This window comes from Salipiger marinus, from assembly GCF_900100085.1.
In the GTDB taxonomy this organism is placed as follows: Bacteria; Pseudomonadota; Alphaproteobacteria; order Rhodobacterales; family Rhodobacteraceae; genus Salipiger; species Salipiger marinus.
On record NZ_FNEJ01000013.1, the window covers coordinates 120016 to 143847 of the forward strand.

At 64.9% G+C, this 23832-nt stretch carries 41 protein-coding genes; 29 read left to right on the plus strand and 12 right to left on the minus strand.

Features of this window, described 5'->3' with window-relative positions:
* Nucleotides 1-170: 170 nt before the first annotated feature.
* The 10 genes from BLR51_RS15850 to BLR51_RS15885 form a co-directional block, all read right to left on the minus strand.
* The gene (locus BLR51_RS15850; RefSeq protein ID WP_089848757.1) at nt 171-860 is read right to left on the minus strand and encodes a hypothetical protein; all 690 of its coding nucleotides are present in this window, start codon (nt 858-860) and stop codon (nt 171-173) included.
* Between the two features lie 495 nt (nt 861-1355).
* Nucleotides 1356-3221, minus strand: a complete 1866-nt coding sequence (locus BLR51_RS15855) for a DNA primase family protein (protein ID WP_089848759.1) — start codon at nt 3219-3221, stop codon at nt 1356-1358.
* Nucleotides 3218-3481, minus strand: a complete 264-nt coding sequence (locus BLR51_RS15860) for a hypothetical protein (RefSeq protein ID WP_089848760.1) — start codon at nt 3479-3481, stop codon at nt 3218-3220. Before BLR51_RS15860 ends, BLR51_RS15855 begins: the two co-directional genes overlap by 4 nt.
* A complete protein-coding gene (locus BLR51_RS15865; RefSeq protein WP_089848762.1) occupies nt 3478-4608 on the minus strand; it encodes a DUF7146 domain-containing protein in 1131 nt (376 codons plus the stop codon). The genes BLR51_RS15860 and BLR51_RS15865 overlap by 4 nt, the downstream gene beginning before the upstream one ends.
* The gene (locus tag BLR51_RS15870; protein ID WP_089848764.1) at nt 4593-4793 is read right to left on the minus strand and encodes a hypothetical protein; all 201 of its coding nucleotides are present in this window, start codon (nt 4791-4793) and stop codon (nt 4593-4595) included. Before BLR51_RS15870 ends, BLR51_RS15865 begins: the two co-directional genes overlap by 16 nt.
* The gene (locus BLR51_RS15875) at nt 4786-5154 is read right to left on the minus strand and encodes a hypothetical protein (RefSeq protein WP_089848767.1); all 369 of its coding nucleotides are present in this window, start codon (nt 5152-5154) and stop codon (nt 4786-4788) included. The genes BLR51_RS15870 and BLR51_RS15875 overlap by 8 nt, the downstream gene beginning before the upstream one ends.
* Entirely contained in the window at nt 5151-5324 is a 174-nt protein-coding gene (locus BLR51_RS27745; protein WP_165616840.1) for a hypothetical protein, read from the minus strand. The genes BLR51_RS15875 and BLR51_RS27745 overlap by 4 nt, the downstream gene beginning before the upstream one ends.
* A 13-nt stretch (nt 5325-5337) precedes the next feature.
* Nucleotides 5338-5541 carry a hypothetical protein gene (locus BLR51_RS27440; protein WP_131821826.1) on the minus strand — a complete coding sequence of 68 codons (204 nt, stop codon included), beginning with the start codon at nt 5539-5541 and terminating at the stop codon, nt 5338-5340.
* Nucleotides 5538-5774, minus strand: coding sequence for a hypothetical protein (locus BLR51_RS15880; RefSeq protein ID WP_089848769.1), 237 nt, complete (start codon nt 5772-5774; stop codon nt 5538-5540). The genes BLR51_RS27440 and BLR51_RS15880 overlap by 4 nt, the downstream gene beginning before the upstream one ends.
* 363 nt (nt 5775-6137) lie before the next feature.
* On the minus strand, nt 6138-6398 hold the full coding sequence (locus BLR51_RS15885) for a helix-turn-helix transcriptional regulator (RefSeq protein WP_089848771.1): 261 nt from the start codon (nt 6396-6398) through the stop codon (nt 6138-6140).
* Between the two features lie 10 nt (nt 6399-6408).
* Between BLR51_RS15885 and BLR51_RS15890 the strand changes: the two genes are divergently transcribed.
* From BLR51_RS15890 to BLR51_RS15900, 4 genes are all read left to right on the plus strand, one after another.
* Entirely contained in the window at nt 6409-6801 is a 393-nt protein-coding gene (locus BLR51_RS15890) for a helix-turn-helix domain-containing protein (protein WP_165616841.1), read from the plus strand.
* A 400-nt stretch (nt 6802-7201) separates the two neighbouring features.
* On the plus strand, nt 7202-7636 hold the full coding sequence (locus BLR51_RS15895) for a tellurite resistance TerB family protein (RefSeq protein WP_165616842.1): 435 nt from the start codon (nt 7202-7204) through the stop codon (nt 7634-7636).
* On the plus strand, nt 7636-7794 hold the full coding sequence (locus BLR51_RS27750; RefSeq protein ID WP_165616843.1) for a hypothetical protein: 159 nt from the start codon (nt 7636-7638) through the stop codon (nt 7792-7794). Before BLR51_RS15895 ends, BLR51_RS27750 begins: the two co-directional genes overlap by 1 nt.
* Before the next feature lie 59 nt (nt 7795-7853).
* On the plus strand, nt 7854-8213 hold the full coding sequence (locus BLR51_RS15900; RefSeq protein WP_089848776.1) for a hypothetical protein: 360 nt from the start codon (nt 7854-7856) through the stop codon (nt 8211-8213).
* Here BLR51_RS15900 and BLR51_RS15905 read toward each other — a convergent pair.
* Nucleotides 8200-8436: a hypothetical protein gene (locus BLR51_RS15905; RefSeq protein ID WP_089848778.1), complete on the minus strand. Its 237-nt coding sequence runs from the start codon at nt 8434-8436 to the stop codon at nt 8200-8202. The two genes, BLR51_RS15900 and BLR51_RS15905, sit on opposite strands and share 14 nt — an antisense overlap.
* 174 nt (nt 8437-8610) lie before the next feature.
* Here BLR51_RS15905 and BLR51_RS27755 point away from each other — a divergent pair, with 174 nt between their 5' ends.
* The 24 genes from BLR51_RS27755 to BLR51_RS16015 all read left to right on the plus strand — a co-directional run bounded on the left by BLR51_RS27755 (nt 8611) and on the right by BLR51_RS16015 (nt 22404).
* Complete coding sequence (locus tag BLR51_RS27755; RefSeq protein ID WP_165616844.1) at nt 8611-8778, plus strand: hypothetical protein; 168 nt, start codon at nt 8611-8613, stop codon at nt 8776-8778.
* On the plus strand, nt 8772-9026 hold the full coding sequence (locus BLR51_RS15910; protein ID WP_089848780.1) for a hypothetical protein: 255 nt from the start codon (nt 8772-8774) through the stop codon (nt 9024-9026). Before BLR51_RS27755 ends, BLR51_RS15910 begins: the two co-directional genes overlap by 7 nt.
* Entirely contained in the window at nt 9020-9499 is a 480-nt protein-coding gene (locus tag BLR51_RS15915; protein WP_089848782.1) for a hypothetical protein, read from the plus strand. The genes BLR51_RS15910 and BLR51_RS15915 overlap by 7 nt, the downstream gene beginning before the upstream one ends.
* A 37-nt stretch (nt 9500-9536) precedes the next feature.
* On the plus strand, nt 9537-9980 hold the full coding sequence (locus tag BLR51_RS15920; protein WP_089848785.1) for a hypothetical protein: 444 nt from the start codon (nt 9537-9539) through the stop codon (nt 9978-9980).
* Nucleotides 9977-10168 (plus strand): hypothetical protein, encoded by a 192-nt coding sequence (locus BLR51_RS15925; protein ID WP_089848787.1) that lies wholly within the window; start codon nt 9977-9979, stop codon nt 10166-10168. Before BLR51_RS15920 ends, BLR51_RS15925 begins: the two co-directional genes overlap by 4 nt.
* A gap of 18 nt (nt 10169-10186) precedes the next feature.
* On the plus strand, nt 10187-11023 hold the full coding sequence (locus BLR51_RS15930) for a ParB/Srx family N-terminal domain-containing protein (protein ID WP_089848789.1): 837 nt from the start codon (nt 10187-10189) through the stop codon (nt 11021-11023).
* Nucleotides 11020-11205, plus strand: coding sequence for a hypothetical protein (locus tag BLR51_RS15935; protein ID WP_089848791.1), 186 nt, complete (start codon nt 11020-11022; stop codon nt 11203-11205). Before BLR51_RS15930 ends, BLR51_RS15935 begins: the two co-directional genes overlap by 4 nt.
* Nucleotides 11205-11567 (plus strand): hypothetical protein, encoded by a 363-nt coding sequence (locus tag BLR51_RS15940; protein WP_089848793.1) that lies wholly within the window; start codon nt 11205-11207, stop codon nt 11565-11567. Before BLR51_RS15935 ends, BLR51_RS15940 begins: the two co-directional genes overlap by 1 nt.
* Nucleotides 11564-11689 carry a hypothetical protein gene (locus BLR51_RS28485; protein ID WP_278184864.1) on the plus strand — a complete coding sequence of 42 codons (126 nt, stop codon included), beginning with the start codon at nt 11564-11566 and terminating at the stop codon, nt 11687-11689. Before BLR51_RS15940 ends, BLR51_RS28485 begins: the two co-directional genes overlap by 4 nt.
* On the plus strand, nt 11686-11889 hold the full coding sequence (locus BLR51_RS27445) for a C2H2-type zinc finger protein (RefSeq protein WP_131821827.1): 204 nt from the start codon (nt 11686-11688) through the stop codon (nt 11887-11889). The genes BLR51_RS28485 and BLR51_RS27445 overlap by 4 nt, the downstream gene beginning before the upstream one ends.
* Nucleotides 11886-12365 (plus strand): hypothetical protein, encoded by a 480-nt coding sequence (locus BLR51_RS28205; protein ID WP_242656754.1) that lies wholly within the window; start codon nt 11886-11888, stop codon nt 12363-12365. The genes BLR51_RS27445 and BLR51_RS28205 overlap by 4 nt, the downstream gene beginning before the upstream one ends.
* Complete coding sequence (locus BLR51_RS15950; RefSeq protein ID WP_089848796.1) at nt 12362-12625, plus strand: hypothetical protein; 264 nt, start codon at nt 12362-12364, stop codon at nt 12623-12625. The genes BLR51_RS28205 and BLR51_RS15950 overlap by 4 nt, the downstream gene beginning before the upstream one ends.
* 27 nt (nt 12626-12652) lie before the next feature.
* Nucleotides 12653-12934, plus strand: a complete 282-nt coding sequence (locus BLR51_RS15955) for a hypothetical protein (protein ID WP_089848797.1) — start codon at nt 12653-12655, stop codon at nt 12932-12934.
* Nucleotides 12931-13095, plus strand: coding sequence for a hypothetical protein (locus BLR51_RS27760; RefSeq protein WP_165616845.1), 165 nt, complete (start codon nt 12931-12933; stop codon nt 13093-13095). Before BLR51_RS15955 ends, BLR51_RS27760 begins: the two co-directional genes overlap by 4 nt.
* Nucleotides 13092-13529 (plus strand): hypothetical protein, encoded by a 438-nt coding sequence (locus tag BLR51_RS15960; protein ID WP_089848799.1) that lies wholly within the window; start codon nt 13092-13094, stop codon nt 13527-13529. The genes BLR51_RS27760 and BLR51_RS15960 overlap by 4 nt, the downstream gene beginning before the upstream one ends.
* The gene (locus BLR51_RS15965) at nt 13526-13984 is read left to right on the plus strand and encodes a hypothetical protein (RefSeq protein ID WP_089848802.1); all 459 of its coding nucleotides are present in this window, start codon (nt 13526-13528) and stop codon (nt 13982-13984) included. The genes BLR51_RS15960 and BLR51_RS15965 overlap by 4 nt, the downstream gene beginning before the upstream one ends.
* Before the next feature lie 223 nt (nt 13985-14207).
* On the plus strand, nt 14208-14792 hold the full coding sequence (locus tag BLR51_RS28210; protein ID WP_242656755.1) for a DUF4326 domain-containing protein: 585 nt from the start codon (nt 14208-14210) through the stop codon (nt 14790-14792).
* A 4-nt stretch (nt 14793-14796) separates the two neighbouring features.
* Nucleotides 14797-15000, plus strand: coding sequence for a DNA-binding protein (locus BLR51_RS15985; RefSeq protein ID WP_089848805.1), 204 nt, complete (start codon nt 14797-14799; stop codon nt 14998-15000).
* The gene (locus BLR51_RS15990) at nt 14987-16099 is read left to right on the plus strand and encodes a site-specific integrase (RefSeq protein WP_165616846.1); all 1113 of its coding nucleotides are present in this window, start codon (nt 14987-14989) and stop codon (nt 16097-16099) included. Before BLR51_RS15985 ends, BLR51_RS15990 begins: the two co-directional genes overlap by 14 nt.
* A gap of 476 nt (nt 16100-16575) precedes the next feature.
* Nucleotides 16576-17937: a PRC-barrel domain-containing protein gene (locus tag BLR51_RS15995; protein WP_089848810.1), complete on the plus strand. Its 1362-nt coding sequence runs from the start codon at nt 16576-16578 to the stop codon at nt 17935-17937.
* 253 nt (nt 17938-18190) lie between these two features.
* The gene (locus BLR51_RS16000; protein WP_131821828.1) at nt 18191-18460 is read left to right on the plus strand and encodes a hypothetical protein; all 270 of its coding nucleotides are present in this window, start codon (nt 18191-18193) and stop codon (nt 18458-18460) included.
* A gap of 425 nt (nt 18461-18885) precedes the next feature.
* Nucleotides 18886-19938 (plus strand): GSCFA domain-containing protein, encoded by a 1053-nt coding sequence (locus BLR51_RS16005; protein WP_089848815.1) that lies wholly within the window; start codon nt 18886-18888, stop codon nt 19936-19938.
* On the plus strand, nt 19935-20756 hold the full coding sequence (locus tag BLR51_RS16010; protein ID WP_089848817.1) for a hypothetical protein: 822 nt from the start codon (nt 19935-19937) through the stop codon (nt 20754-20756). The genes BLR51_RS16005 and BLR51_RS16010 overlap by 4 nt, the downstream gene beginning before the upstream one ends.
* A 73-nt stretch (nt 20757-20829) precedes the next feature.
* Entirely contained in the window at nt 20830-22404 is a 1575-nt protein-coding gene (locus BLR51_RS16015; RefSeq protein ID WP_089848820.1) for a calcium-binding protein, read from the plus strand.
* A 395-nt stretch (nt 22405-22799) separates the two neighbouring features.
* Here the strand turns inward: BLR51_RS16015 and BLR51_RS16020 are convergent, their stop codons facing one another.
* Nucleotides 22800-23507 (minus strand): DUF8371 domain-containing protein, encoded by a 708-nt coding sequence (locus BLR51_RS16020; protein ID WP_089848822.1) that lies wholly within the window; start codon nt 23505-23507, stop codon nt 22800-22802.
* A 67-nt stretch (nt 23508-23574) separates the two neighbouring features.
* Here BLR51_RS16020 and BLR51_RS16025 point away from each other — a divergent pair.
* Nucleotides 23575-23832 (plus strand): transposase (locus BLR51_RS16025; protein ID WP_207543641.1); only part of this gene is annotated, 258 nt, incomplete at its 3' end.

The window sequence follows — 23832 nt, forward strand, 5'->3', positions numbered from 1 at the left end:
CTGCCTTGATGTTGATGGATCGCCGCCCCGCCGCTGCAGCGTCCCTGCTCAATCGCGCCTGTCGGCGGGCGCGCTGGGGTATCCCCTGACATAAGAACGCCCGGCAGAGGGGTTTCCTCTCCGGGCGCACAAGGGTTCTGTGGCAAAATGTCAATAGAGTGGTGCTGAAGTCAAGAGCCTTTCGACCATGGCGTGCGCGGCGGCATCGCATCGGTCACCTCGAAGGCGCTCAGGCCATAGGTCTGGAAGGTCGCGCGCAGCTCCAGAAGCGCGCCCCACCACTTCAGCCACTCCCTGCGCCGGCCTGCGTGCTCCCTTGCATCGCCCTCATACCGGACAAGGCAGACATAACCGTCACCCTTGCCCAGATGGTTCGCCGGCCAGCGTGCAACCCGTGCATCGCCCGTCCAGAGCGTGCGCTCGGCATAGGCCCCGTATCTGCACTGGCGCCAGCCCATCGGGACGCAGCGCGGCGGCAGGTCAGACCCCCAGTCCGGCATGACACCCGCCCGGGCCAGCTCGGCAATCCAGATCGCCATGCTGGCGCCGCCGCAGCCCTCGGGCAGCACCGCCAGCGCAGAGGCGACCATATCGGCATCAGGATGCGAGTCTGACCGGCCACCGCCATCCACCGCGCAGCCAAGGTGACCGCGCTGCATCAGGATGTATTCGATGCCCACGGCTGGACGCTCACCTGCCAGCCGCGCCAGTTCGTCAAATTCGATCGACACCCGCTCCACCTGAAAGGCCCAGACCAGCAGTTCCCAGATGCTGACCGGGCGCTTAGCGCCGCGTCCGGGCCGGATTTTTGCGGCAGAAGCTGCCCCGGTTTGCTCTGCGCGTCGCTCCTGTTTCAACATATCGGTTATACCTCGCCTCTTTTATCAAGATGTTGATTTCGGATGTTTTGAAGATGGGTCGAATGGGTCGAAACCGGAAAAGATGGGCAGCAAGAAAGCCGCAGGACCATGGATCGCAAGCCATTGACCGGAAACGGGAATGTCGGAGGTGATGGGCCGCTTGGGTGGGTTGGGCAGATTTGTGCAGGAAACGCATGGAACACATATCTCCCCCGAACCCCGGCAAATCTGTGTCGCGCGCGGCACCTGACAGAAGCGGCCCAAGCGGCCCAACAGACCCAAGCGAGGCGGCAAACCCTTGTCGTGCATAGATTTCCCCCCGACCCCACCGCAGAGGCATTCGACCCATGGCAGGGCCGAATGGGCCCAAGCGGCCCATGATTTTCCGAAGGAAGGTTGTGGGGGTGCGGGGCGCGGGCGGCATCTGGCCGCAGGCGGGCGCCCCGCAGGGTCATGGCAGTCGCCTCGATGGGGTGATGCGATGCCGGGCGCGCGTCACTGGTCTGCGCTCCCCTGCCGAGGTACGGGCTGGCCTTTGGCATCGCGCGGGGCCATGTCGAAGTCGCGCTGGAACTCGCTGGCAAGCCGGATGCCGATGAACTTCTTCACCCCGCTCTTGATGCGGGTGAAGGTCTGGCCCTGCGGCCCCTTGTGGCGGCCCGCCCGGTCATTGAGCCGCCGCCCGATGGTGTTGGGTGTCCACATGTTGTGACCGTTCAGCGCCGCCCAGAAGTTGAAGGCGCGGCCGAGATCGGCGGAGAAGATGCCGTGCGACGGATCGCCGGTGATCTCGCAGACGCCATCGAGGAACTGCCCGATCGGATCGCTGTCGGCGCGGTATTCCTCGGTGGCCAAGCGCACCTTGTCCGGCTCGCGCAGTCCCACCTCAAGGTATTCGAGCAGCCCGTCGACCACCCAGTTCAGAATCCCCGACCGTTCCTCGCGCCAGATCGTGGCGCCAAGGCGATCATCACGTTCCTCGCGCGGGATCTGCACCTCAAAGGGCACCAGCAGCACCCGGCGCCAGATCCCGTCATCGGTGCCACGGATGTCGGGCTTGTGGTTGCCCGACATGGTCAGCTTGAAGAACGGCTCGCGTTCGATGAAATCGCCATGGAGCTTGCGGACAAGGATCGGCTCGCCGCCGGTGATCTCTTTGATCAGCCCCTCCTGCAGGCGCTCGCCCTCCTCCGGTTCCGAGGTGCGCACCATGCGCGCCCAGATCAGCGGGAAGATGTCGGGGGTGGCCTCGCCGCCCTTGCGGCGGTTGGCGCCGGTGAAGCTTTCGATCTTGGCGGAATGCGCATAGCCCGCCAGCAGCCTGGCCATCAGATCGACCAGCACGGATTTGCCATTGGCGCCGTCGCCATAGAAGAACGCGAATTTCTGGATCTTGAGCCCGGTCATCGACAGGCCGAACCAGCGCTGCAGGAAGCGACGCATCTCCGGATCGGGCTGGACGCGGGCAAGGAAGGCGTCGAATTTCGGGCACTTGGCCTCGGGATCATACTCCGCCGGGATCACCTTGGTGATCAGCTGCGGCAGGTCCATGCCCTCGACCGGCACCAGCCGCCGGTGCGGATCGCAGCGGATCGTGGCCACCGGCGAATGCCCAGCTTCGGGACCGCCCTCCACCCCGAAGCGCAAGAGCCAGTTCAGCGTGTTGACGGAAAGCGGGTCGGCATCCATCTGGTCGATCGAGCGCGACAGCGGCACTTTGGCCTCTTCCAGCAGGTTGTTGATGCCGCCGGTATTGCCGGAGGATTTGGCGAAGCCCAGATGGCGCTGCCGGGTCGATCCGCGCCCCCAGAGCTTCTCCCGGAGCCCTTCGCGCTCCGCCTTCATCTTCCCCACGGTCTCGGCATGATCCTCTGCCGACATGTCTGCGGGACAGGTCTTCAGGTCATCGAGGCGGCGCTCGAGCGCCAGTGCCCGCTCTTCCATGGCGCGTTCGGAGCTGCTGAGGCGCAGATGCGGGATCTCGTCATGGATCTTGTGCTGGATCTGCTGCGCCTTGCGCCGCACCTCCACCTTGTCGTCATCAAGCTTCCAATGGGTGCCATCCCAGAGATGCCATTCGACGCGCGGGACATGCATGACATCTTCGCCAAAATAGAGCGCGAAACGCTGGCCATTGCCGGTATCGTTCAGCGGCAGCAGCGCGCCCTGCGCTTCTGGCGGCTCTGCGGTGTCGGCCTGCCCGTCCTGCCCTCCGCCGGCGCCGTGATCCCGTTCGCCAGCATCACGCTCGTGCATGCCGACATCATCCTGCTGTGGCGCATCTGCCGCCACGGCCTCGGGCAGGTCGACATCCTCTGCGGCGGCAAAGCGCGCGCGCACCTCTTCTCTGCGATCGGTCATCGGTCGGCGGGCCTCCCGAGTTCGGGGGATCGACGGTGATGCGCGTATGTCAGGAAATCCGGCCGGGCGTCGGCGGGCAGCGCGCACCAGTCCAGAAACACCCGTTCGATCTGCGACCGGCGGCCCGATTCAATCTCCCGCAGGCGGGCATTCAGCACCGCGGCGGCCTCGGCAAAGGCGTAGACCCCGACCAGCTGCAGCACCACATGCTGCACTTCACGGTCTCGAGGCGAGGCCTCCGGCAGCGCAATCTCGGTCATTCGTTGTCCCTCGTGTCGTCTTGTTTGTCCCGTCCCGTCAGGACATCGTTTAGATCCACCCCCTCCCCAGGATGGACGATCTGGCCGCGCAGGCCGGGCCGCAGCGCCATGGCGCGGCGCAGCCCGCATTCGAGCTTGTGCCGCGTGGCGCGCGGGTCGGAATCGCCGTCCTGGATGAAGATCAGCCGCCGCACCCAAGCGGGCGGCACGAAGGCTTCGCGGTCCTCGAGATCGGGCAGACCGGCATAGCGCAGCCCCTCGCCGCGCCGCGCCCGGCCCGCCATGTTGCCCAGATCCACCCCGGCCCAGTAGGCGGCGCCCGGCACCGCGCCGGCCGCCATGGCGGTCAGCGTGGTTTCGATCCCCTCACCCATCACCAGCGTGTCGGCGCCCTCGGGCGTGCAGAGCCGGATCGCGGCGCCCTTCTTGGATCCGCGCACCATCTTGGCGGGCATCGGCGTGCCCTGCCATGTGATCCGCGCCTTGCCGTGGGGCGGCTCTGGATCGACCCAGGTCTGATGCACCGCCGTCAGCGCGCCCCCGGCATCGAGCACGCCCGCGATCATGCAGGGGCCGCGATGCACGGTCACCAGCTCGTGCCCGATCTTCTTGACGCAAGGGTGATCGACCAGAAAGCGCAGCGCCTCGGGCAGCTCCGGCAGCATCTCGGGGGTGAAGCCGCGCGCCCGCAGATAGGCGCGCACCACGCCCTGCGAGCCGGGCCGAGACCGGGCCCAGATGTCGCGCGCATCGCGCAGGCTCTGTTCACGATAGCGGTTCTGCGCCTCGCGCTGGCGCTGCTCTGCCGCCTCTGCCAAGGCCCGGCGCCGCGCCGCCTCCTTGGGATCGATCGACGCGGGCGCTTCGCCGCAGGCCCAGGTCAGGGCGTCGGGGAAGCTCAGGTTCAGCACCTGCCGCACAAGCTCGATCGAGTCGCCGCCGGTGATGCCGCATTTGCGGCAGAGGAAGGCGCGGCTGTGCAGGTTGATGCCGAAGCGGTCCCGGCCACCGCAAAGCGGACATGGCCCGACCAGCTCGCCGCCAGCAACCCGCAGCCCGGTGATGCCCAGCCGGTCGACCAGCTCGCGCACCGGGATGGCTTTGGCCTCCGTCAGCCGAGGGTCCATGACGCCTCCTGCCGCAGATCGAGGCCGAGCAGATCGGCCCGCGACGTCAGCGCCGCCATCTCGCCCGGGAAACAGGCGCGCTGCCGCGCATGGCGCAGCTGCCAGAGCCAGTCCTTAAGCTCCGGCCGGGGCAGGTCCGCGATCATCGCCAACTTGGCCTGTGGATCCAGCACCGCATCAGCCATGGCCAGACCCCTTGATCGGGGGAACGCATTCCGCGACATGGCGCCAGCCTTCGGGCAGCGGCCCGGGCGCCTCGCCCTGCACCACCGCCAGCACATCGCCCGGCCAATTGTCCGAAATCACCACCAGCCACGCTTCCAGCCAGCCCTGCAGGAACCGCCCGGCGCAGGGCACGTCATGCCGGCACAGCGCCAGAAACTCCCGCACCGCATCGCGGGCGCGGGCATCCCCGGCGGCCCAGTCCAGTAGGGCCTCGACCAGATCGAGCATGTCCCGCTCCGACAGGCACGCGGCCTGCGCCTTCACCGCGACCGCCTGCGCGCGCAGCCCGAAGGCAAGGATGGGATCGGAGGCGCGGATCATGCGGAGGGCGCACCACGCAATTCGGCGATCTGCTCTGCGCTCAGCCGCTCGCCATTGATGGCAAGGGAAGCATAAACCTGCCGCGCCTCGGTCAGCGGCAGGAGCGGAGCGCAGCCGGCCATGGGTCCGGTAGTGATGAAATCGGGAGTAAGACGGCGAACAGTGATCATCGCAAGGAATCCTCTATCGGGGGGTGTGGGGCAGTTGGAGAAACGGCACTGACCAATCTGCCGGGCGCGGCACGAGCCGCCCCGCGTCCAGCAGGGCGGCGACATTCGCCGCCTCTGAAGGTCGATCGAACGGAGCTTCCAGAACATGGCGCCAAGCGGCGTCCGAGGTGTCGCGCGGAATCGGCTTGTGGCCATCGGAGAATGCGAGCGAGCTCATGCTTGCCCCCTCCACCAGCGCGGCTTCATCCCGCCGTCGCGGTTCGCCTTGCGCCGGCACAGGCAGTCCAGCGGCTCGACCTTGTCGACACGGAACATCTGCCCCAGCACCGCACTGCGCGTCATGCCGAAGCGGGTGGGGATCTGGCCAGCCGTCCATTGCTCCACATCGCGCAGATGCAGCATTTCCAGCAGCCGCAGATCATCGGCGCGGGTTGCCTGATGCCCATTCATGCGGCGCCTGCCCGGCGCGCCGCGCGGCCTGATCCGGGCGCAGAGCCGCTGGCCCCGCGCGATCTCATCGTGGCGATGTGCGTCATGGTTACCTCACAAAAAGGCCCCGCGCCGCGGGGGCGACGCGGGGATCCAGTCTGACAGGAAGCAAACCCGCGCCGATGACCCCCGGCACGGTTGGGGATGACGTGCGGCGCGCGAGGACATCGGGGAGGATGGGGGACACCCCGCGCGCCGGGCGGCGGGGCACGAGGGCACCCCGCCGCGCCGCACCGTATCCGTCCGGATAGGCGCGGTATCCTTGATGCGCCGCAGTGCAGCGCAAAGATGTATTCAGGTTGTGGAGATAGCGGGTCACGCGAGTCATTCGGCGACCTGCTGTGAAATTAGCTGAGGACCCTTCTCTTGCGAAACGATGGAATCCGCGTCGCAAACCTCTTCAAGCCAGACAGTGACCGGAACATGATCGCTAGTCGCTTTTTGGATACGTACAGCAAGCGACAGCCCTGGCTGCGCGCGTCCGGCCTCTAGCTTGGAGATGATGCTTTGATGGACGCCAACGAGGTCAGCGAACTCGCGCTGACTTATCCCGACCTGCTTCCGATATTCTGCCAGTTTTTGCATGAGGCAGAAAATGCATGATGTGCATCAAAACGTCAAGATGCATGATGCTCAACATGCATTTGATGGATTCTCAGCCCTCATGCATCATCTGCATATGGATATTTCACGCTTCAGGAAGGCAAAGAACCTATCGCAGCGCGACGTCGCTGAGATGATAGGCGTTGATCAGTCTACAATCCAAAGAGCCGAAGCGCTGCACAAGAGCGCAAAGATGGCCACCTACCTGCAGTATGCCAGCGCACTTAACCTCGAACTTCGCGACCTATTTTCTGAAGACGTCTCGGAAGTTGAGATTGACCTTCTGAGGGCGTTTCGCCGCATCCCCGAGTCGAAGCGCCCCGAACTTCTGGCACTCCTTCGTTTAGTTCAGGAAAATGATCCTGCATCAAGCGAAGAAGCCTGACACGCTGCGAGGACGTTAGCGCCGCCACTGCGTCGATGAACTCTTTCTCTTCCAATTGCCCACCCGCGTTCACTTTGTGTTCAGACTAAAACGCAGCAGCGGGCAGGGTCAAGAGGTGCGGACGCTGGTTAGCGGCAGCCTGAGAACGGGAAACCCCCATCACCCTAGCGCCATCTTTAGGCCCGCCCCTTGGCGGGCTTTTTCTTGCGCGGCTATGGCCCACCTCTAGAAGCGACGCCGTTCGCTGCGAATCAATTGACGCACCCCATTGATGCACTTTGTGCATATTTACACTTGACCGTAAGATGCATGATGTGCATTTTCTGCCCTACACCACCGCGGGCAGAGGCCAGCGCCGGGGCACCTGACCGCCCCTCAACTCCCGGCGCGGAGACACACAGTGTTCGGAAAACTCAAAGAACGTCTGACCGGCGGCGCCAAGCGCCTGCAGGGCAAGACCGACCTGCTGGAAGGCGTCTGCTCGATGGCGGCCCTTGTCGCCTGCGCTGATGGCGACATCGAAGACAGCGAGGTTGAGGCCACGCTTGACGCGCTGATCGGCCACGCCACGCTTGGCGAAGCGTTCGGCCCCTCCGAGATCGAGCGCGCGCTGGACAAGCAGCTCAAGCGCGCCAAGGGCGGCGCGGCTGGCAAGCTCGCCCTCAAGCGCGAGATCGAGGAAATGAAGGCGAAGAACGCCGCCGATGACCTCGAAATGGCGCTGATGATCGCGCTCGACGTGGCCAGCGCCGATGGCGAAGTCGAGCCCGAGGAGCGCAAGGTGCTGGACGATCTGGCCAAGCGCCTTGGCTTCAATCTGGCGAATTACCTCTGATGGACTGGCTGCGCAGCCACGTCCTTGGCTGGACCACTTCGGCAGCCGCCGCGCTGACCGCAGCCCAGATCGTCACGCCGAGCTTCGCCGACTGGATCCTGGATTGGATCGTGGTCGGGCTCGTCGCGGTCGCCGCGCGCCTCGCCAAGCGGACCTGACCGATCGGTGCGCGCCCGTGCTGCGGGCGCCATCCAATCGGACAGAAAGGAGCCTTCACATGTCCCTTATCGAAAGCCTATCCAGCGAAACGCAGGCATCTTCGGAGCCAGGTCCGGTCACGTTGGCCGATCTGCATTGTCAGATTTTGGCACTGGCCGTTAGCGCCCCCGGAAACGGCACTGTGCGTCGGAGGCTGCTGAAGGCAGCAACAGACACCGCAGATTGGGCCGGAGATGACACGGCCGAGCGAACCGCCGCCGCGCTGGCGGTGGTCAACGCTGCAACGCTTCGGGCTTTCTACGAAACTCACGCCCGCCAGATCATGGAAGCCGGGAGACCGTTCGTATGCAGCTGCCTGTTTTGGGCCGCAACCGAACTGGAGGACGCAGAAGCTGCAGCCGAGGCTATTTCGGAATGAGTTTTGCGTCGGTCAACAGGTTTTTGAGATCCGAGATCCGCAGCTTCAGCGCCTCAAGCTCCGTGTTTACCCCCCTTAGGGTAATGGGTTTGCCGCTGGTGCTGAAGCTGCCGCCGTCCGAGCTGAACGAGTCAACTTGGCCTCTGAGGTATTCGACCGTCTCCTTGAGCTCATCGATTTCAGCCTGCATCGCAGCGATCCGCTCGTCATTCTCATCTTCCATTTCCCGCGTCTCCTTGCCGCTGGCGTGGGGAATCGCGGGGGGCGTTGCAGCGCCTCCCGCACCTTTCACGGATCATCCCGGATTCACTGCCGCCGACAACCCCGCATCGCGCTGACCGATTGGTGCGCGCCTGCAGCGCGGGCGCCATCCAATCGGACAGAAAGGAGCCCTCACATGCCCGAAATCGAAACCCATCTTGCCGCGCTTCGGGACGCCGCGCTGCGCGACGACGAGGACGCGGCAGCAGAGGCAGCGCGTCGCGTCACCCGTGCGCTGCGCCCCATGCGCGTCAGCCTGCCACCCATGCCGCGAGCGCTGATCGAGGAGGCGCTGGCATGCTGACCGATCCCATCCTGATGACCGGCCTTGGCATGGTGGCGCTGGCCGTCTGGGCTGCCGTGTGCATCGAACGCGCGGCGCGGCAGCAGCAGGCGATGCTGCCCGATTTCAGCGCGCCGGACTTTGCCCGCGAGATCGAGCGGTTCAACAGCGTCGGGCTCTGCGCCCATGCTTGGCGCCTGATGACGCTGCGCGACCCGGCACCGCTTTACGCCGCTGCGACCCAGACCACGGAGGGCGCGACATGCTGAACGATCCCTTGGCCACCGCGCACGAGGCGCCCGATTCCAGCCTGCCGCCGTTTACCTGGCACGTCATGGCGCAGGGCGACGTGGGCGCCATGATGCCGCTGCCCTGCCCGGTATCGCGCGCAGGCGCGTTCGACGCGGCGCGCGCCGCCATCGCTGCCGGGCGCCGCGTCCGGGTGGAGATGGTCCAGCGCAACACCTCAACAGGTGGCGCGCTAGCCATCAGCGACGTGACCGGGCTGGTGCTGGCGCTGCCCGGTTTGCTGGACAGCGACGATGCCTTGACGCTGGCCGATCACCCCGCGCCGCGCTGCGGCCCAGACCGCCGGGCAGAGGCGGAAGCGCTGGCCGAAGATCTGCGCCAGATCGACCGCATCGAGCGGCTGGAAAAGCTGCGCCGCCGCCGCTGCCACAGTGACCTGTCCGGCCTACAGGGCGGCGCCGTGCTGCGGCGCTGGGGCTGGACAGCATCCTGACCCGCGTGCTGCGCGCCCTGCGGATCGGGGGTGCGGCATGACCGCCGCACCCGAAGACATCGACCTGCATGCCGAGATCGCCTTCCTGCTGGAGGCGGTCCCGGCGGAAGATCAGCCCGACACCATGCGCAAATTGGTCGAACGCACCGGCGGCTTGTGGCTGGTGCCGGAAGATGCGCCGGGCGTCACACACTATCACGAGCTCATGGTCGGCGGCATCTGCGCGACGGGATCGACGATGTCGGAAGCAGTCGGGAATTACCTCGAGCTTGCGGCGGGCAAGGGCAGCAGGACGGCAGCCACCACTCACGAAACCACCGTCCCGACCCTGCGCGAGGCCCGGGCCACGCTGGCGGATGCCGCTCACCATGCGCCCGGCGATGTGCTGACCGCCTGCATGGTGATCGAGGATCAGACCGACGATCCTGCCGAGGCCGCGCAGCCCCGCGATCTGCGCGCGGTGCTGGAGTGCCAGGCATGAACAGCCCGCTCTATCGCACCGCGCCCATCCTCACCAGCGTCAGCAAGCGCCGCCGCGCCGTCGAGCGGGCCACATTTCAGTTCTACGAGCGCGTGCAGAAAGCGAAGTCGGACGCAGAGCGCCTGGCCGAGCTGGAGCGCCATCTGCGGCGCATCGGCAAGCTGATCCATCCGCCACCCAGCAACTGAACCCCCAAGGAGGGCACCATGCAGGAAGACATGGCTGACACCGCCCGAGGCAAGGTCAAATCCTTGCCGACGGTGCCGAAGGCAGAGGACGGGCTCGACCTGCGGTTTGTCCCTCTGGAAGACATCGTGATCGATCAGGCCTATCAGCGTCGGATCAGTCGGGGCGGCATGTCTCGCATCACGAAGATCATCAGCGGATTCGACTGGTCACGCTTCGGCGCGCTGACCCTGTCCGAAGGCGATGACGGGCGGCTGTATGTGGTCGACGGGCAGCACCGAATGGTTGCGGCGCGGGCTCTGCGCATCACGATCGTTCCGGCGGTCATCACCCGCAACACGCAGGCCGGCCAGGCGTCGGATTTCGTGGCGATCAACACGGTGCGCACCACCGTCGCCTCGATCGACAGCTTCCGGGCGCGTATCGCCTCGGGAGATGCCACCGCCAAGGCGGTCCAGCAGATGCTGGATCAGCTGAACATTTCCACCGATGTCCCTGCTGGCGCGTCTATTGGCCCGCGCGAGACGCGGGCCGTGTCGCTGCTGGAGAAGATGCTGAACCGCCATGAACAGGGCATCGTCTTCACCGCCCTGGAAATGATGATCGACGCGCAGCCACACCAGAAGAACCTTCTGACGGCGTTCGCGATCGGCGTCACGGTCCCGGTGGTGGCCAAGATGATCGCCGCCGGGCGCGACCTCGACCGGCTGGCCACGATCCTCGAGGAAACCGATTTCGACACCCTCAAAGAGGAAGCCGCGCAGCTGGTGAAGCTGACAGGCGGGCAGACGCAGGGGCGCGGCACGGAGCTGCTGCTGCAGAAGGTCAACAAGGGCCTGCGGGAGAGGCTTGGATGAACCGCACCATCATGGAGAAGATCGACAGCTTCAGTGACCTGCGCGACCGCGCGCGGCACAAGGCGCGGACCTCCCGGATTCCCCGCCTGCAGGTGGTCTATGCGGCGATCGCGGCTGAGGCTGACCGGCAGGTGCGCAATCTGCGTCGGGCCACCCGGGAACTGCAGGAGGAGGCGCTGTGATGCACCAGCTTGACCTCTTCGCCCCGCAGCCGCCGCGCCTTGAGCCGGTCGATCCGAACGGCCCGGTGATCCAGGGCGAACCGGACATCGTGCTGCGCCTGCCGCATCCGCGCTTGGCGTGGGCGCTGGCCGAGATCGAACTGCACCAGCATGACGATGGCCGCTGGATGTGGGCAACCGGCACATGCGGCGGCGGTTACAAGGTCGGGCCGAAGTGGGGCAAGTTCGCGCCGACCCAGCAGGACGCCACGCGACACGCCGCCGCCGAGTTGCTGGACGCCGCGCAGAAGCTCGGCCCCGGCCATTGCGCCACGGCGGCTCAGATCGAGAGCATTGCGGATTTTGCACGGGGGTTCCTATGATCCACGACACCCCACACACCGGCTGGTCGCCGTGGCGGCTGATCATCTACGTCACCTGCGGCCTCGCGCTGTGGGCATGCATCGTCTGGGGCATCTCGGCGGCGGTGCAGTGGCTGGCATGATCAGAGATGACGAATACGTGGTCTGCCCGCACTGCAAGTATGAGCACGGTGACGCCATGGAATGGTGCACCTCCGAACAGCCGCAGTTTGTTCGGTGCGACGGCTGCGGAAAGCCGTTCAAGGCATGGGCCGAATACGAGGTCCATTACGTCACCGCCGCGATCCCCGACACCACCACCAACCCCCGGAGCAACACATGACCGACCCTGTTTTCTACGCTGAAGACCCGGAAGGCGCCCTGCGGCGCTGGCGGCCCACACCGGAAATGATGCGCGGCAATGAGATGGCCCGCGCGATCCGTGGCGGAACTGCCATGAACGATACGCCGACCCTGATTGACTTCCTCGCCGACAGGCTGGTCGAGGTCTACGGCGAAAACGCCCGGGTCGATTTCATCCTTGCCGCAAAGGAGCGCGCGGCCATGCTCCGCCGCTCTCTGCCGGAATCCGCTCCAGCGCACGACATGCGCGCTGAAACACCGGCCCCGACGCGCGGACAGCAACGGCAGATCGCCGATTACTTGGACGAGATCGCAGACGAAAAGCTGATCGGTTACCCGCTGGGACGAACCGACCCAATGACCGCCAACCGCCTCTCTTTGGCAGCGGCATACCGTCTGGTCGCCACTGACATGCGCGCGCTGTCGGATGGCGAAAGCAGCGGGAGAGACACATGACCGACCCCATCCAGAAAGAATACCGGCAGGCCATGAACGGCATCGCGCGCTGGATCGATCAGAGGCTGAACGGCAGGCGCAAGGCCGGTCTAAAACCGAAGGTTGGTTTCATCCTGCTGACCGCCGAATTCGGAAAGATCGAAGGCGGGCGCGTCAACTACATCAGCAACGGTGAGCGCGAGGACATGATCGCGATGCTTCGCGAATATCTGGCCCGCGTCGAAGGCCGCTACGCAGAACCCACCAACCGGCCCCAGTAAGCCGATCCACCATTCCCGGAGCGAAACATGACCGACCCGCATTACACGATGGCGATGGATGCCCTTGGCTTCGCCGCGCAAATCCTGACCCCGCACGCGGAGCAGTTCTCGGGGCTGGTGAGGGCCGAACAGTCCATGCACAGCTACCTGCATATCACCGACCCTACGCTCTACATCCGCGCGAACCGCGATGACGGCCTGCGGCAGCAGGTCGAACTCGCCAAGGCCGCGCTGGCGTTCATCCTCGCCGTTCAGAAGGTGAAGAACGAGCTTGAGGCAGCGGCGCCGCAGGAAGGCGGTGCGGAATGACCAGCCTCACCAAAGACGCCAACCGCGCTGCCGTGGAGCGGCTAATCCAGTGTGCATCAAAATCTGTCGCAGCTTTTGCGGAGCTGGACATCAGGCTGGACGAGACCACCGCAGCGATGCGCGAGGCCGCGCAGATCATGAGTCAGAGGAGGAAGGGATGATCCAGACCCCCCGCACCCACACCAGCGCACAGCCCCTGCTGCGGCGCGTCCAGCCAGCGACACCGCCTACCGGTAAGAAACTGGAGGAGCCCGATTTCGCCAGGCTCTGGAGCGCCATGGCAGCGGCAGAGGGCCATCGCCGCGTCCTGCCGCCCTCCCCGCCCGCACCGCCGCCGCTCGACGCTGACGGGCTTGCGGTAGGCTCTGCCGGTGCCCGCCTCCTCAAGGCCCTGCGCACCGGCCCTGGCACCCGGGCTGATCTACTCGAGCGCGCGGGCATCAAGCGCGGCATGTGGTCCAGCGCGCTGTTTCATCTGCGCGCTGCCGGAATCGCTGTGGTGACCGAGACCATCCGCAGCAAAACCTCGCGGACAATCTATCGGCTGGCGGATGATGTTTCCGCGACAGCAGAACAGGGAGTGACAGGGGAATGACCACGTTTGAGCGGAACCTGAAGCACCTGATCGAGGTCCGTTATGGGGGCAATGTGAGCAAAGCTGCCAGAACCATGAAGATGAACCGGGCGCAGCTCAACCGGTATCTGATGGACGGCGCATGGCCGCGCGAGTCTCAGCTTCGCAGGATCTGCGATCACTTCGCGGTGGACGCGTGGGTTCTTCTGGAGCCCCTGCAAGATGATCGACCGCAGGTCGGCGCACTCCCGAGGTCTTCCCAGGAGGTTCTGGCCGTTCTCTGGGAATGGACAGACAGCGAATTCGCGGGCAGCCGTTACTGGGGCTGCCACAGCGCGGGCGGCGATGGACGGATTCAGCAATGGCAGCAGATCGGTGCACGGCCCCTTGGCGCGGCAGTCGTGACCGTCACAGAGGGTGAAGGGCTGCATCTGCTCACGACTACGCCCCCCGCGCAGGAAGGCGGTGACGCATGACAGTGATCCGCGTCATGCTGCAGGACATCCGCCGCAACCTGCCCTTCTTGGCGTTCTGCGCTTTGCTTGTGTGCGCGCCAATCGGCGGAGCGGTGCTGTTCGCTCTTCTCGGTTTGGACCCAGGGCTTGGGGTCGGAGTCGCGCTTCTCATCTTAGCCATCTGCCACCCTATTTACCTGTGGGTCGCATCCGCGCGGAGACGAGCGCGGGAACGCGATCGGGAATGGACAGCATGACCCCCCGCCGCATCCAGGTGACGCGCGCCCGCCCGTGGCGCGCAGAGCACCCCGAGGCGGTGATCGTGGCGCGGCCCACGAAGTGGGGAAACCCGTTCGATTACCGCGCAGCAGCTGAGCTGGGATATGGCGACGGGCGCGGCGCTGCTGTTGATGCATTCGCGGGATGGCTGCGCGGCGAGGACTGGGGGATTCCGCAGGGGCAGACCCGCGCCAGCATGGCCGCGAAACGTGTGGTGATCCGGCGCAGCCTGCACGAACTGCGCGGGCGCGATCTCGCGTGCTGGTGTCCGCTGGACGGGCCCTGCCACGCGGACGTGCTGCTGCGAATTGCGAACGAGGAGGACGGTATGACAGAGAAAGCCAACACCGAACTGACGCTGGAGGAATGGACCGAGCGCTTCACGGCGCACATGGTCAAGATGGCAGGCTTTACCCATTTTGATGATGGCGCAGCGGTCGAAGACTATGCTCGCGAGGTTGCGCCAGCCAGCTGGCACGATCCGCTTAATCGCGAAGACGGCCCAGAGACCTGCGCAGAGTCCGACATGGACTACTGGGGAGAGGACTGAGACCATGGCGCTCGCCAAGGATTTTGCGCCCCGGCTGATGCCCGCACCGCAGGCGGCGCATTACATCGGCGTGTCGGTGACCAAACTGCGCGAGTTGCCCATCCCCCGCAAAATCCTCGACGGCAAGCGCCTCTATGACCGCCTCGACCTTGACTCCTATGCCGATGGCCTCGCTACAGAGGGGGAGCTCGAAAATGGGGGGTGGTGACATGCGGCTGAAATATCCCGGGCTGGTGCCACGCAGGGTCAAGGGCAAACCGACCAGCTGGCGGGTCCGGGTCGACGGCGACGTGAACCGAAAGATCACGCTGCCGGTCGGGCCGGATCACCCCGACTTCCACACCCATTACCGCGCCGCCCGTGCCGGGGTGAAGATCGCCGCGCCTCAAGACGCCGCCCCCGATCGCGGCACTTTGGGCTGGCTGCTGAAATCCTATCTCGCGCATCTGGAGCGGCAGGTGGCGGCGGGGCAGGCATCGCCCCTCACCTTCAAGGAACGCCGCAATCTGGTGGCCTATGTCCTGTCGCAGAAGAGCGAACAGCGCGCGTCGAAGGGCAAGGCCTATGGCGGCCTGCCGATGACCATCCCGGCCTCCGAGCTGACCGCGTTCAAGGATCGCATGGCCGCCACCCCCGGCAAGGCCCGCAACGTCTGGAAGCTGCTGACCGCTGCCTTTGATTTCGGCGTGGAGCGCGGGCACTGCGGCGTGAACCCCGCCCGCGCGGTGGCCGCCCCAGCCTATCGCAGTCAGGGCGGGGCAACCCCGTGGACGGTGAAGGATCTCGAACGGTTCCGGGAACGGCACCAGCCGGGCAGCACGGCCCATCTGGCGCTCACGCTGTTCATGTTCAGCGCGTGCCGGATCGGCGATGCCTGTTGGCTTGGCCGGGATCAGGAAGAGCGGCACGGCGGCACGCTGTGGCTCGCATGGCAGCCCCGCAAGAAAGGATCGCGGCATGTCCGGATCCCGGTGCTGGCGCCGCTGGAACGCGCGATCCGGGCGCAGACGGTGGTCGGCCCTGCCTATCTGCTGACCGCCCACGGCAAGCCCTTCGCCAGCCCCGAGGCGCTGCGCAACAAGATGAAGCAATGGGTGCTGGAGGCAGGCCTGCCCGCCGATCGATCCTCGCACGGAATCCGCAAGGCGGCGGGTCACCTCTTGGCCCTTCACGGGGCGACGCAATACGAGATCATGGCCGTGCATGGACATGCCAACGCGGCGACATCGCAGGTCTATACCGAGACCGTCGAGCGCATGCGGTTGGGCGAGATGGCGGTGTCGAAATTGGCCGGGATGGAGTGGTAAAGTGGACCACGGCACATCCGTATTGAAACACAGGCCATAAAAGGAAGGTATTTCAATTGCTTATGTCTGCGCTGCAAGTCCCTCCGGGCCTACCAGTGCAGCCTTTCTGTCACACAGACGCTCGCACATTCCCCCCGCCCGCCGCGTCTCTGAACAGCTGCCGGCACGGGCCTGCGCGGACTGCAGACCTTGCCTTCCCCGAAACCTCCATCGCTTAAACTTTGCCGATGTCGGAACATTGTCGAAGAGCACCTGTTGGGAGAGTGGGCGCCGCAGAGGCGTCCGCGAACACCGCCCTATGAGCATGGTGGTGCCGTCGTTGTGCGGAAGTGGTCACAGTGGTCTGGCGCAGAGCGGGTGCAAGAGGCGCCCCGGACGTCCAGCGGATCCCCGGCAACGCGGAAAAATGTGCCGCTCAGCGGTCCGGCTTGCATCACGTCGGATCCGGCACTGCAGAAACGGAAGGAGTATCCGATATGAAGACGTTCACGAGCCTCCGCAGCGTGCTTTTGGGCACCGTGCTGTCCGCGCCTTTTGCGGTCACCGCAGGCGCCCAGCAGATTCAGATCAATGACAGCGCGCTGACCGGCCTGACCGAGGAGTGCCAGCAACTGGCGCAGCTGGTGAAAGACCGCGATCCTTCGATGATCGACACTCCCCGCGAAGACATCGTTGACGCGATCAACACCGACACCGCCGCAGACTGCACCGCCATCCGGACCGAATTCGAAACCGTCCTGCGCGACGTGCAGAACGGCGAAGACAGCGCGCGCGTGACGGAAGAAGACAGCGAGCGCGTGACGGAAGAGGTCGATCTGTCCGAAGAAGCGACCATCGAGGGCGAGGCGGTGGTGACCGTGCCGGAACCGGAGGTGGATGTCCGCACCCCTGCCCCGCGCGTGCGGGTCACCGAACAGCAGCCGCGCGTCGCGATCACCGACCAGTCGGCCCAGATCGAGCTTGAACAGGAGCGTCCCCGCATCGCGGTCGAGATCCCCGAGATCATCGTGAGCGTCGATATCCCGGCGCCCAAGCTCTACGTGCTCCAGCAGGAGCCGCAGGTGGAATATTCCGAAGATGATCCGCAGGTCGAGGTCATGCAGGGCGAGCCGCAGATCCGCGTGAGCCAGGCCGATCCCGAGCTGAATGTCGATCTGGATGTCGAGGCGGGCGAAGGCGACGAGGCCATGGCCGAGGCCGAGGCCAGCGACACCGCGGAAGGCGGCCAGCCGGAGCAGGTCAGCGGCGATGTCGATGTGTCGGAGAACGAGCCGCAGGTCGAGATCGTGCAGGCCGAAGGTGGCCCCGAGCTGACCTACACTGCGGGCGAGCCGAACCTGTCCTTTGAGCAGCTTGAGCCGGCCATTTCGGTGACCATGGCAGAGCAGCCGACCATCCGCGTGCAGCAGAGCGGCGAGGCCACGGTGGTGGTCGAGACCGAGCAGCAGCGGCAGGAGCGTCGCCAGCAGCAGCAGGCGGCAGCCGAGCGTCCCGAAGGTCAGGCGCAGGAGACGGCTCAGGCCGAGGCCGAAGGCGGCGCCACCATGCCCGTCAGCGATCTGATGGTGATGGAGGTGGTCACTGCCGATGGCGCCGAGCTTGGCGCGCCCGCAGCCTTTGTCGAATTGCAGGGCCGGACGCATCTGGTCGTGGAGAACGGCGGCTTCCTCGGGATCGGCGGCAAGGAAGTTCCCGTACCGATGCAGCGCGTCTCCATCGACGGGGATCAGCTGCTGCTTGACGAGATGACCGAACAGGAAATCGAGGCGGCCAACAACTTCACCTATGACGAGAACCGCCGCCTCGCCGACGACCAGCAGATCCGTCTGGGAAGCTGAGCACCCCTGACCGACCGACTGCTGACGTGGTCTGAAGGCTGATGATACACAGGAAGGAAGGGCCGCCGCGGCGGCCCTTTTCGCATGCGGGGCAAGGTAGCATGCTTCTGGCAGCGGACCGGGGATCGGACATGCTGCCGCGCAAGATAGCTGCGCAGAGGCGGCACGCAGGCTCGCGGTGCCGACGGTCTCGGCGATTTTGTGAAGCTTCGGCTGGCTGCTGCGGGTGCTGGCACCGGGGCGACCTCTGGGCGTGGCATGGCATTGCTTTCCCGAGGAACGCCACAAGGACGACGGGCAGCACTTGTCCTGTCCGGGGCTGGCGCATGGGCGCTGTGCCGTGATCTGTCACCACACCAGCTGGCGCCGTGGCGGCCATGCTGCCGAGGCCGATCACCGGCTGCGCGAGAACGGGTTGCCGGGGCTTGTCGTGCGGCCCCGCGCCTACAGCCCGCGCAGCTTTTTCGTGCTCAATCCCGATCCCAAGATCGCGGCGCGGCTCCAGGCCTTCTGCACGACATGACAGGGACTTCGGATCTGCCTCCCTGACCCAGCTGCGGCGGAGAGCTTTTCGTCAGATGCGGGCACCCGGCGATGAGCTGCCAGAGCGCTAAGGAGCGCGCAAAGCGGTCACACACCCGCCTGACCGGACAAGCCCTTGGTACCCAAGGCCGGACTCGAACCGGCACGCCTTGCGGCGGGGGATTTTGAATCAGGCAGATTCATCTTCCGATCAAAAGCTTAAGGTGGTTTCGCTCACACAGACAAGTCGTGAACGAATCGCGATGTGTGAACCAGCGTTCCTTGCCCTGCTCAAGGAACTTGCGCATGGCGAGTCAGGCCATCCGGATCGCAGTCTGCAAGATCCGGTGGCGACGCCTGCCCGTCCGTCAAAAACCCTAGTGATGCCTTGAACAGACCGCATTCGCCGGGCCTTAAGGTGCCATCATGCCGTATTCGAATTTGCCCGATCATGCCTTCTGGAAACTCTGCCGCGCCGATCCGGCGTTCAGGCAGAGCGATCTCTATGCGCCGAAGGTCTCGTTGGAGCCCGGTATGCGCGTCGCAACCGCCGGGTCCTGCTTTGCGCAGAATATTGGTCGTTACATCCGCGCCTCCACACTGCATCTGGTGGATATGGAGCCCGCCCCGACTACGATGCCCGTCGATGTGGCCACGTGCTACGGCTATGGCCTGTTTTCCGCGCGCTATGGCAATGTCTACACGACCCGTCAGCTGCGCCAGCTGCTCGAAGATGCAGAGACGGCGCATGTGCGCGACTGCGCCGTCTGGACCGATGGAGACCGCATCTTTGACGGGCTGCGCCCCAACACCGAACCGGACGGCTATGGCTGTGTCGAGGAACTGGCCGCGCATCGACGCGACCACCTGCACCGGGTGCGTGCGCTCTTCGACGAGACCGATGTCTTCGTGTTCACCCTCGGTCTGACCGAGGCGTGGGCAGACCGCGACAGCGGCACGATCTTCCCTACCGCGCCCGGCGTCGTCGCTGGCCGTTTCGATCGCGCCCGGCAGCGCTTCGTCAATCTCGGAATGGCAGACACGCTCGAGGATCTTGACGCGGCGATCCGGCTAATGCGGCGTTACCGCCCCGGACTGAAGATCCTATTGACCGTCTCTCCGGTTCCGCTGACCGCCACTGCCAGTGGAGTCCACATCCTGCGCGCTACAACCTATTCCAAGGCGGTGCTGCGCGCCGTGGTCGAGGAAGTGGCGGCGGGGGATCCGGATATCGACTACTTCCCGTCCTATGAGATCATAACCGGCGCGCCGTTCCGTTCGGCCTTCTATGCCGAAAACCTGCGCAGCGTAACGCAGGAAGGGGTGAGTTCGGTCATGTCCGTCTTCTTCAGCGCGCATCCCGCGCTTGGCCACGCCCCCGAACCTGCCCTGCCGCAAGTCGGCGTCGCCGAGCCGGCAGAAGGCACCGACGAAACTGTTTGCGAGGAAGCCCTCCTGGAGGCATTCGCGCGGTCATGAGGCTTTGCGTCATCGGAAATTCCCATGTCGCCATGCTTATGGCGGCGCATGCCGCAGACCCGGCGGGTATCACACCCGCATGGTTCGCCAAGCCCGGACTGAGGCCGGACGAGATGGTGCTGAACGGCACGGTACTGAGCGCCGCCAGTGAGGAGTTGCGCGCGCGTCTCGACGGGTTCGGCACGGCGCCGGTTCTGGACCTTGCCGCGTTCGACGCAGTGGCGATCGTGGCGTTGGCGCCTTCGGTCTTTGCCGCAATGCGGCTGTTGCAGGACCATGACGTGACTGGCTGGCCCTCGGGCACGCGGCGGGTTGCCAAGGCCCTGCGTTCCGAACGTCCACTGAAACGCCCGCTGCTGACCAGGGCCGCGCTACGCGCAGCATTGATCGGGCAGATGCAGGCCAGCCCCGCAGCCGGTCTGGCCGCAGCCCTGCGCGCCACGGCTCCCGACCTGCCCGTGTCCTTTATCGCGCAACCTTTCCCCGCAGAATCCATGCTGTCGGCCGAGAGCCGCTACCCGGTCTTCCGCCGCATTGCCGAGGCCGGGGACGGTGCGGCGCTGGCCGAAGACCTTTCCGCCGCCGAGGACGCGGTCTTCTGTCCGCTGGGCACCGCGATCCTGCGTCAGCCCACCGAGACCGTGGCCCGCGGTTGCCACAGCCGGGATGTCGTGATGCGCGGGGCTAAGCGCCTCGCCGGCGGACGGCAGCAGGACGAAGATCCGCTGCACGCCAACGCGGTGCTTGGCGCAGACCTGCTTTGCCGCCTCTATAGAAGTCACGAAAGTCACAAAATTACATTAAAAACAGATATTTAAACTTCTTTCCTCAGAGAAAGAATTAAACACCGTCGTCTAGCGTCCCCCTTCCAGAGAGAACGTGGAGGGACCGATGCCGACGCCGATCATCGTCTTAGCCGGGCAAAGCAACGCCGCCCGCCTTTCGGGTGAAGTGATCCGCAGCCTCGACGAAAGATACTGGGCAGGCCAATACGAACTGGTGCGGGTCTATTCCTCTGGCGCGCCGCTGACCTCGACGCGCGCGACGAAATCCGACTGGCTGACCTCGGGCGAATTGCGGAGCCAGCTTGTGACCGCCACCGTGGCCGCGCTGCGCCAGCATTCGGACGGCTATGTCGCCGGTGTCATCTGGGTTCAGGGCGAAGCCGATACCGACAGCTCCGGTATCCCGGCGCAGTATGACGATGCGTTCTTTGACCTGCTGGACGACTTCCGGGACGGCGTGCGCAGGGTCATCGGCACCCGCGCGCAGGTCGATACCGCGCCGGTGGCGATCTCGGGCCTGTCCGAGCACGCGCCGGAGGCCCCGAACCGCAAGCACTGGACCACCATCCAGACTACGCTTGACGCGATCGGCGCGGCGCGGGCTGGCATCGTCACCGTCGATCCCGACGCGGTGGCCAGCGAACAGAGGCTGCGGCCCGGCGCGATGTTCTCGGACGGGCTGCATTATTCGAACGGCTTCAGCCCGATGCTTGCCAATGCGCTGGTTGGCGGCCTGGACGCCGCCACGCGCGAACTAGGGAGCGGCAGCGCGTTCGGGCGCGTGCACAGCCTCCCGGATGCCGCGCGCATGATCGGCGGCCAAGGCGATGACATCTTTTATGTCGATGACAGGGGCGACCGCGTGGTCGAGGATGCCGGCCACGGCAACGACACGGTGATATCCTCCATCAGCTTCGCCCTGCGCGACCATAGCCAGCATCTTGAGGTGCTGGACCTGACCGGCACCGCGGACCTTTGGGGCACCGGCAACGGCGCCGCAAATCGAATTACAGGCAATGACGGCGACAACGTGCTGAACGGTGCATGGGGCAACGACACGCTGATCGGCGGCAATGGCAACGACAGGCTCTGGGATAGCAAGGGCGCCGACAGACTGGTTGGCGGGCGCGGCAACGATGTCTACCTCTATGACAACGACGGCGACCAAATCGTCGAGGCGGCGGGCGAAGGCATGGACATGGTCTATGCCACGCGGTCGATCGAACTGCGACATCACAGCCAGCATATCGAACGCTTGGCCCTTCTGGGCGCTGCGGCGATCAACGGCACCGGCAATGGCGCCGATAACATGATCATCGGCAATGTCGGGAACAACATGTTGAACGGTGCCTGGGGCAATGACACGCTGCGCGGTGGCGCCGGCAACGACACGTTGCGGGACAGCGCCGGCAATGATGTGCTCGAAGGCGGAAGTGGGGCCGACGTTTTTGTCTTCGGCGCGGGGTTTGGAAAAGACGTCGTGACGGATTTCGACCCATTGCAGCGTGGCGAGGTCATTGACCTGTCCGGGGTACCGACGATCGACGACTATGCCGACCTGCGCCAGAACCACATGACCCAAAGCGGTGACAACGTGCTGATCCGCGACGGCGCGGGCAACCATGTCATCTTGCTGGACGTCTGGCTTGGCCAGTTGTCAGCCGACGATTTCGTTTTCTGATTCCGGTCAGTCGGAATTTCGACCATTCGGGGCGCGGACTGCGAGGATGACTTCCTCAAAGAAGGCCCTCTCTTGGGCACCTGCCCCGACAAAAGGCACGGCGCAACTGTCACATTTGGCCAGCATCCGGAGCCTGACAAGTACACAGTGACAGGTTTCCTAATGCTGAGGCCCACGGCAGTCATCGGACCAATTCGGCCATTGACGGGCGCTATTGTCGCTGCAGCGCAGCTTCCCCGAACCAGTCATTCGAGGCATCGCGCAGCATTTCGGACGGGCCGAGGTCAGCAGTGCGCAGGAAGACGAATTTGCAAAGTTTGATGAACGGCCCAAAGTCGACTTTGGGCACGGTAGTCGAATTTTGCGCGTGCGCCCACCCTTCCGGCCGGGCCCATTCAAAGCTTACTCGCTGACGCTTTCCGCGACCCGTCTATGAAATGAATCGGTGAAGTGGTCTCACCCCTCGTACCTGCCGCATTCTTGATCTCAAGCAGGCGCTTGTCCTTCCGCCCCATGTATCCAACATCAACGACCACGTAGAAGCCGGACAGAGTTTCTTCGGCTGTTTTGTAGGTCTCAAGCTGTTTGGTATAGCCATCGATAAGCTTGGGATTTCGGGAAAGTTTGATCTCCACGACGACGCGCCCTGAGAAACCTGCGGACACTTTGAAATCCACTGGGCCGTTGCCGGTCTCCGCTTCCGGCGTCAGGTCAAGATCGTTAGCTTTGCAGTAGGCATGTGCAACGGCGAAAAACAATCGCTGTGCGGCGATCTCAGGGCGAGGCTTTCCTTGGTGATAGAGTTCTTCAGAGAACCGCCGGCCCTCGATCAAAAAGCGGAACTGCTCGATGATAGTCTGGACAACGCTCTCGACGCCCTCCAGGTCCATCTTGGCTGGCGCTGAGATTGCCAGTGGCTCTGCCTCGGCTAAGGCGCCTGCGATCTTGCGCCAAAACACTTCACCCAAAGGGTCGCCATGCATGTCATATGCGGTTGGGCTGGCCCCGCGCAGCATTTCCATGAAAGTTTGGAAGGACGCCTTATCGGACAATGCCCACCGGCGGATTTCATCTTTATCCCTCTTGCTCTTTACCCGCCACATGGGCGTTGTTGCAGAACTCAGTCGGTGAAGGATTCACATCGGGAATCCATGCGGTTAGACGATCTGCATGAGCAAGCCCAAGCCCGCCCGCTACCGCACGACGAACTGGTCCAGCTACAACGATGCGCTCAGGAAGCGCGGATCGCTGCTGATCTGGCTGGACAAGGAGATGACCTGGCACGCGCCGCATGAGGGACGCCCAGGGCGCCCGCCGGTCTTTTCGAATGCCGCGATCCAGTTTTGCCTGTCGCTCAAGGTTCTGTTCAAGCTACCGCTCAGGCAGACAGCCGGAATGGTCGCGAGCCTCCTGCGCCTGGCAGGGCTA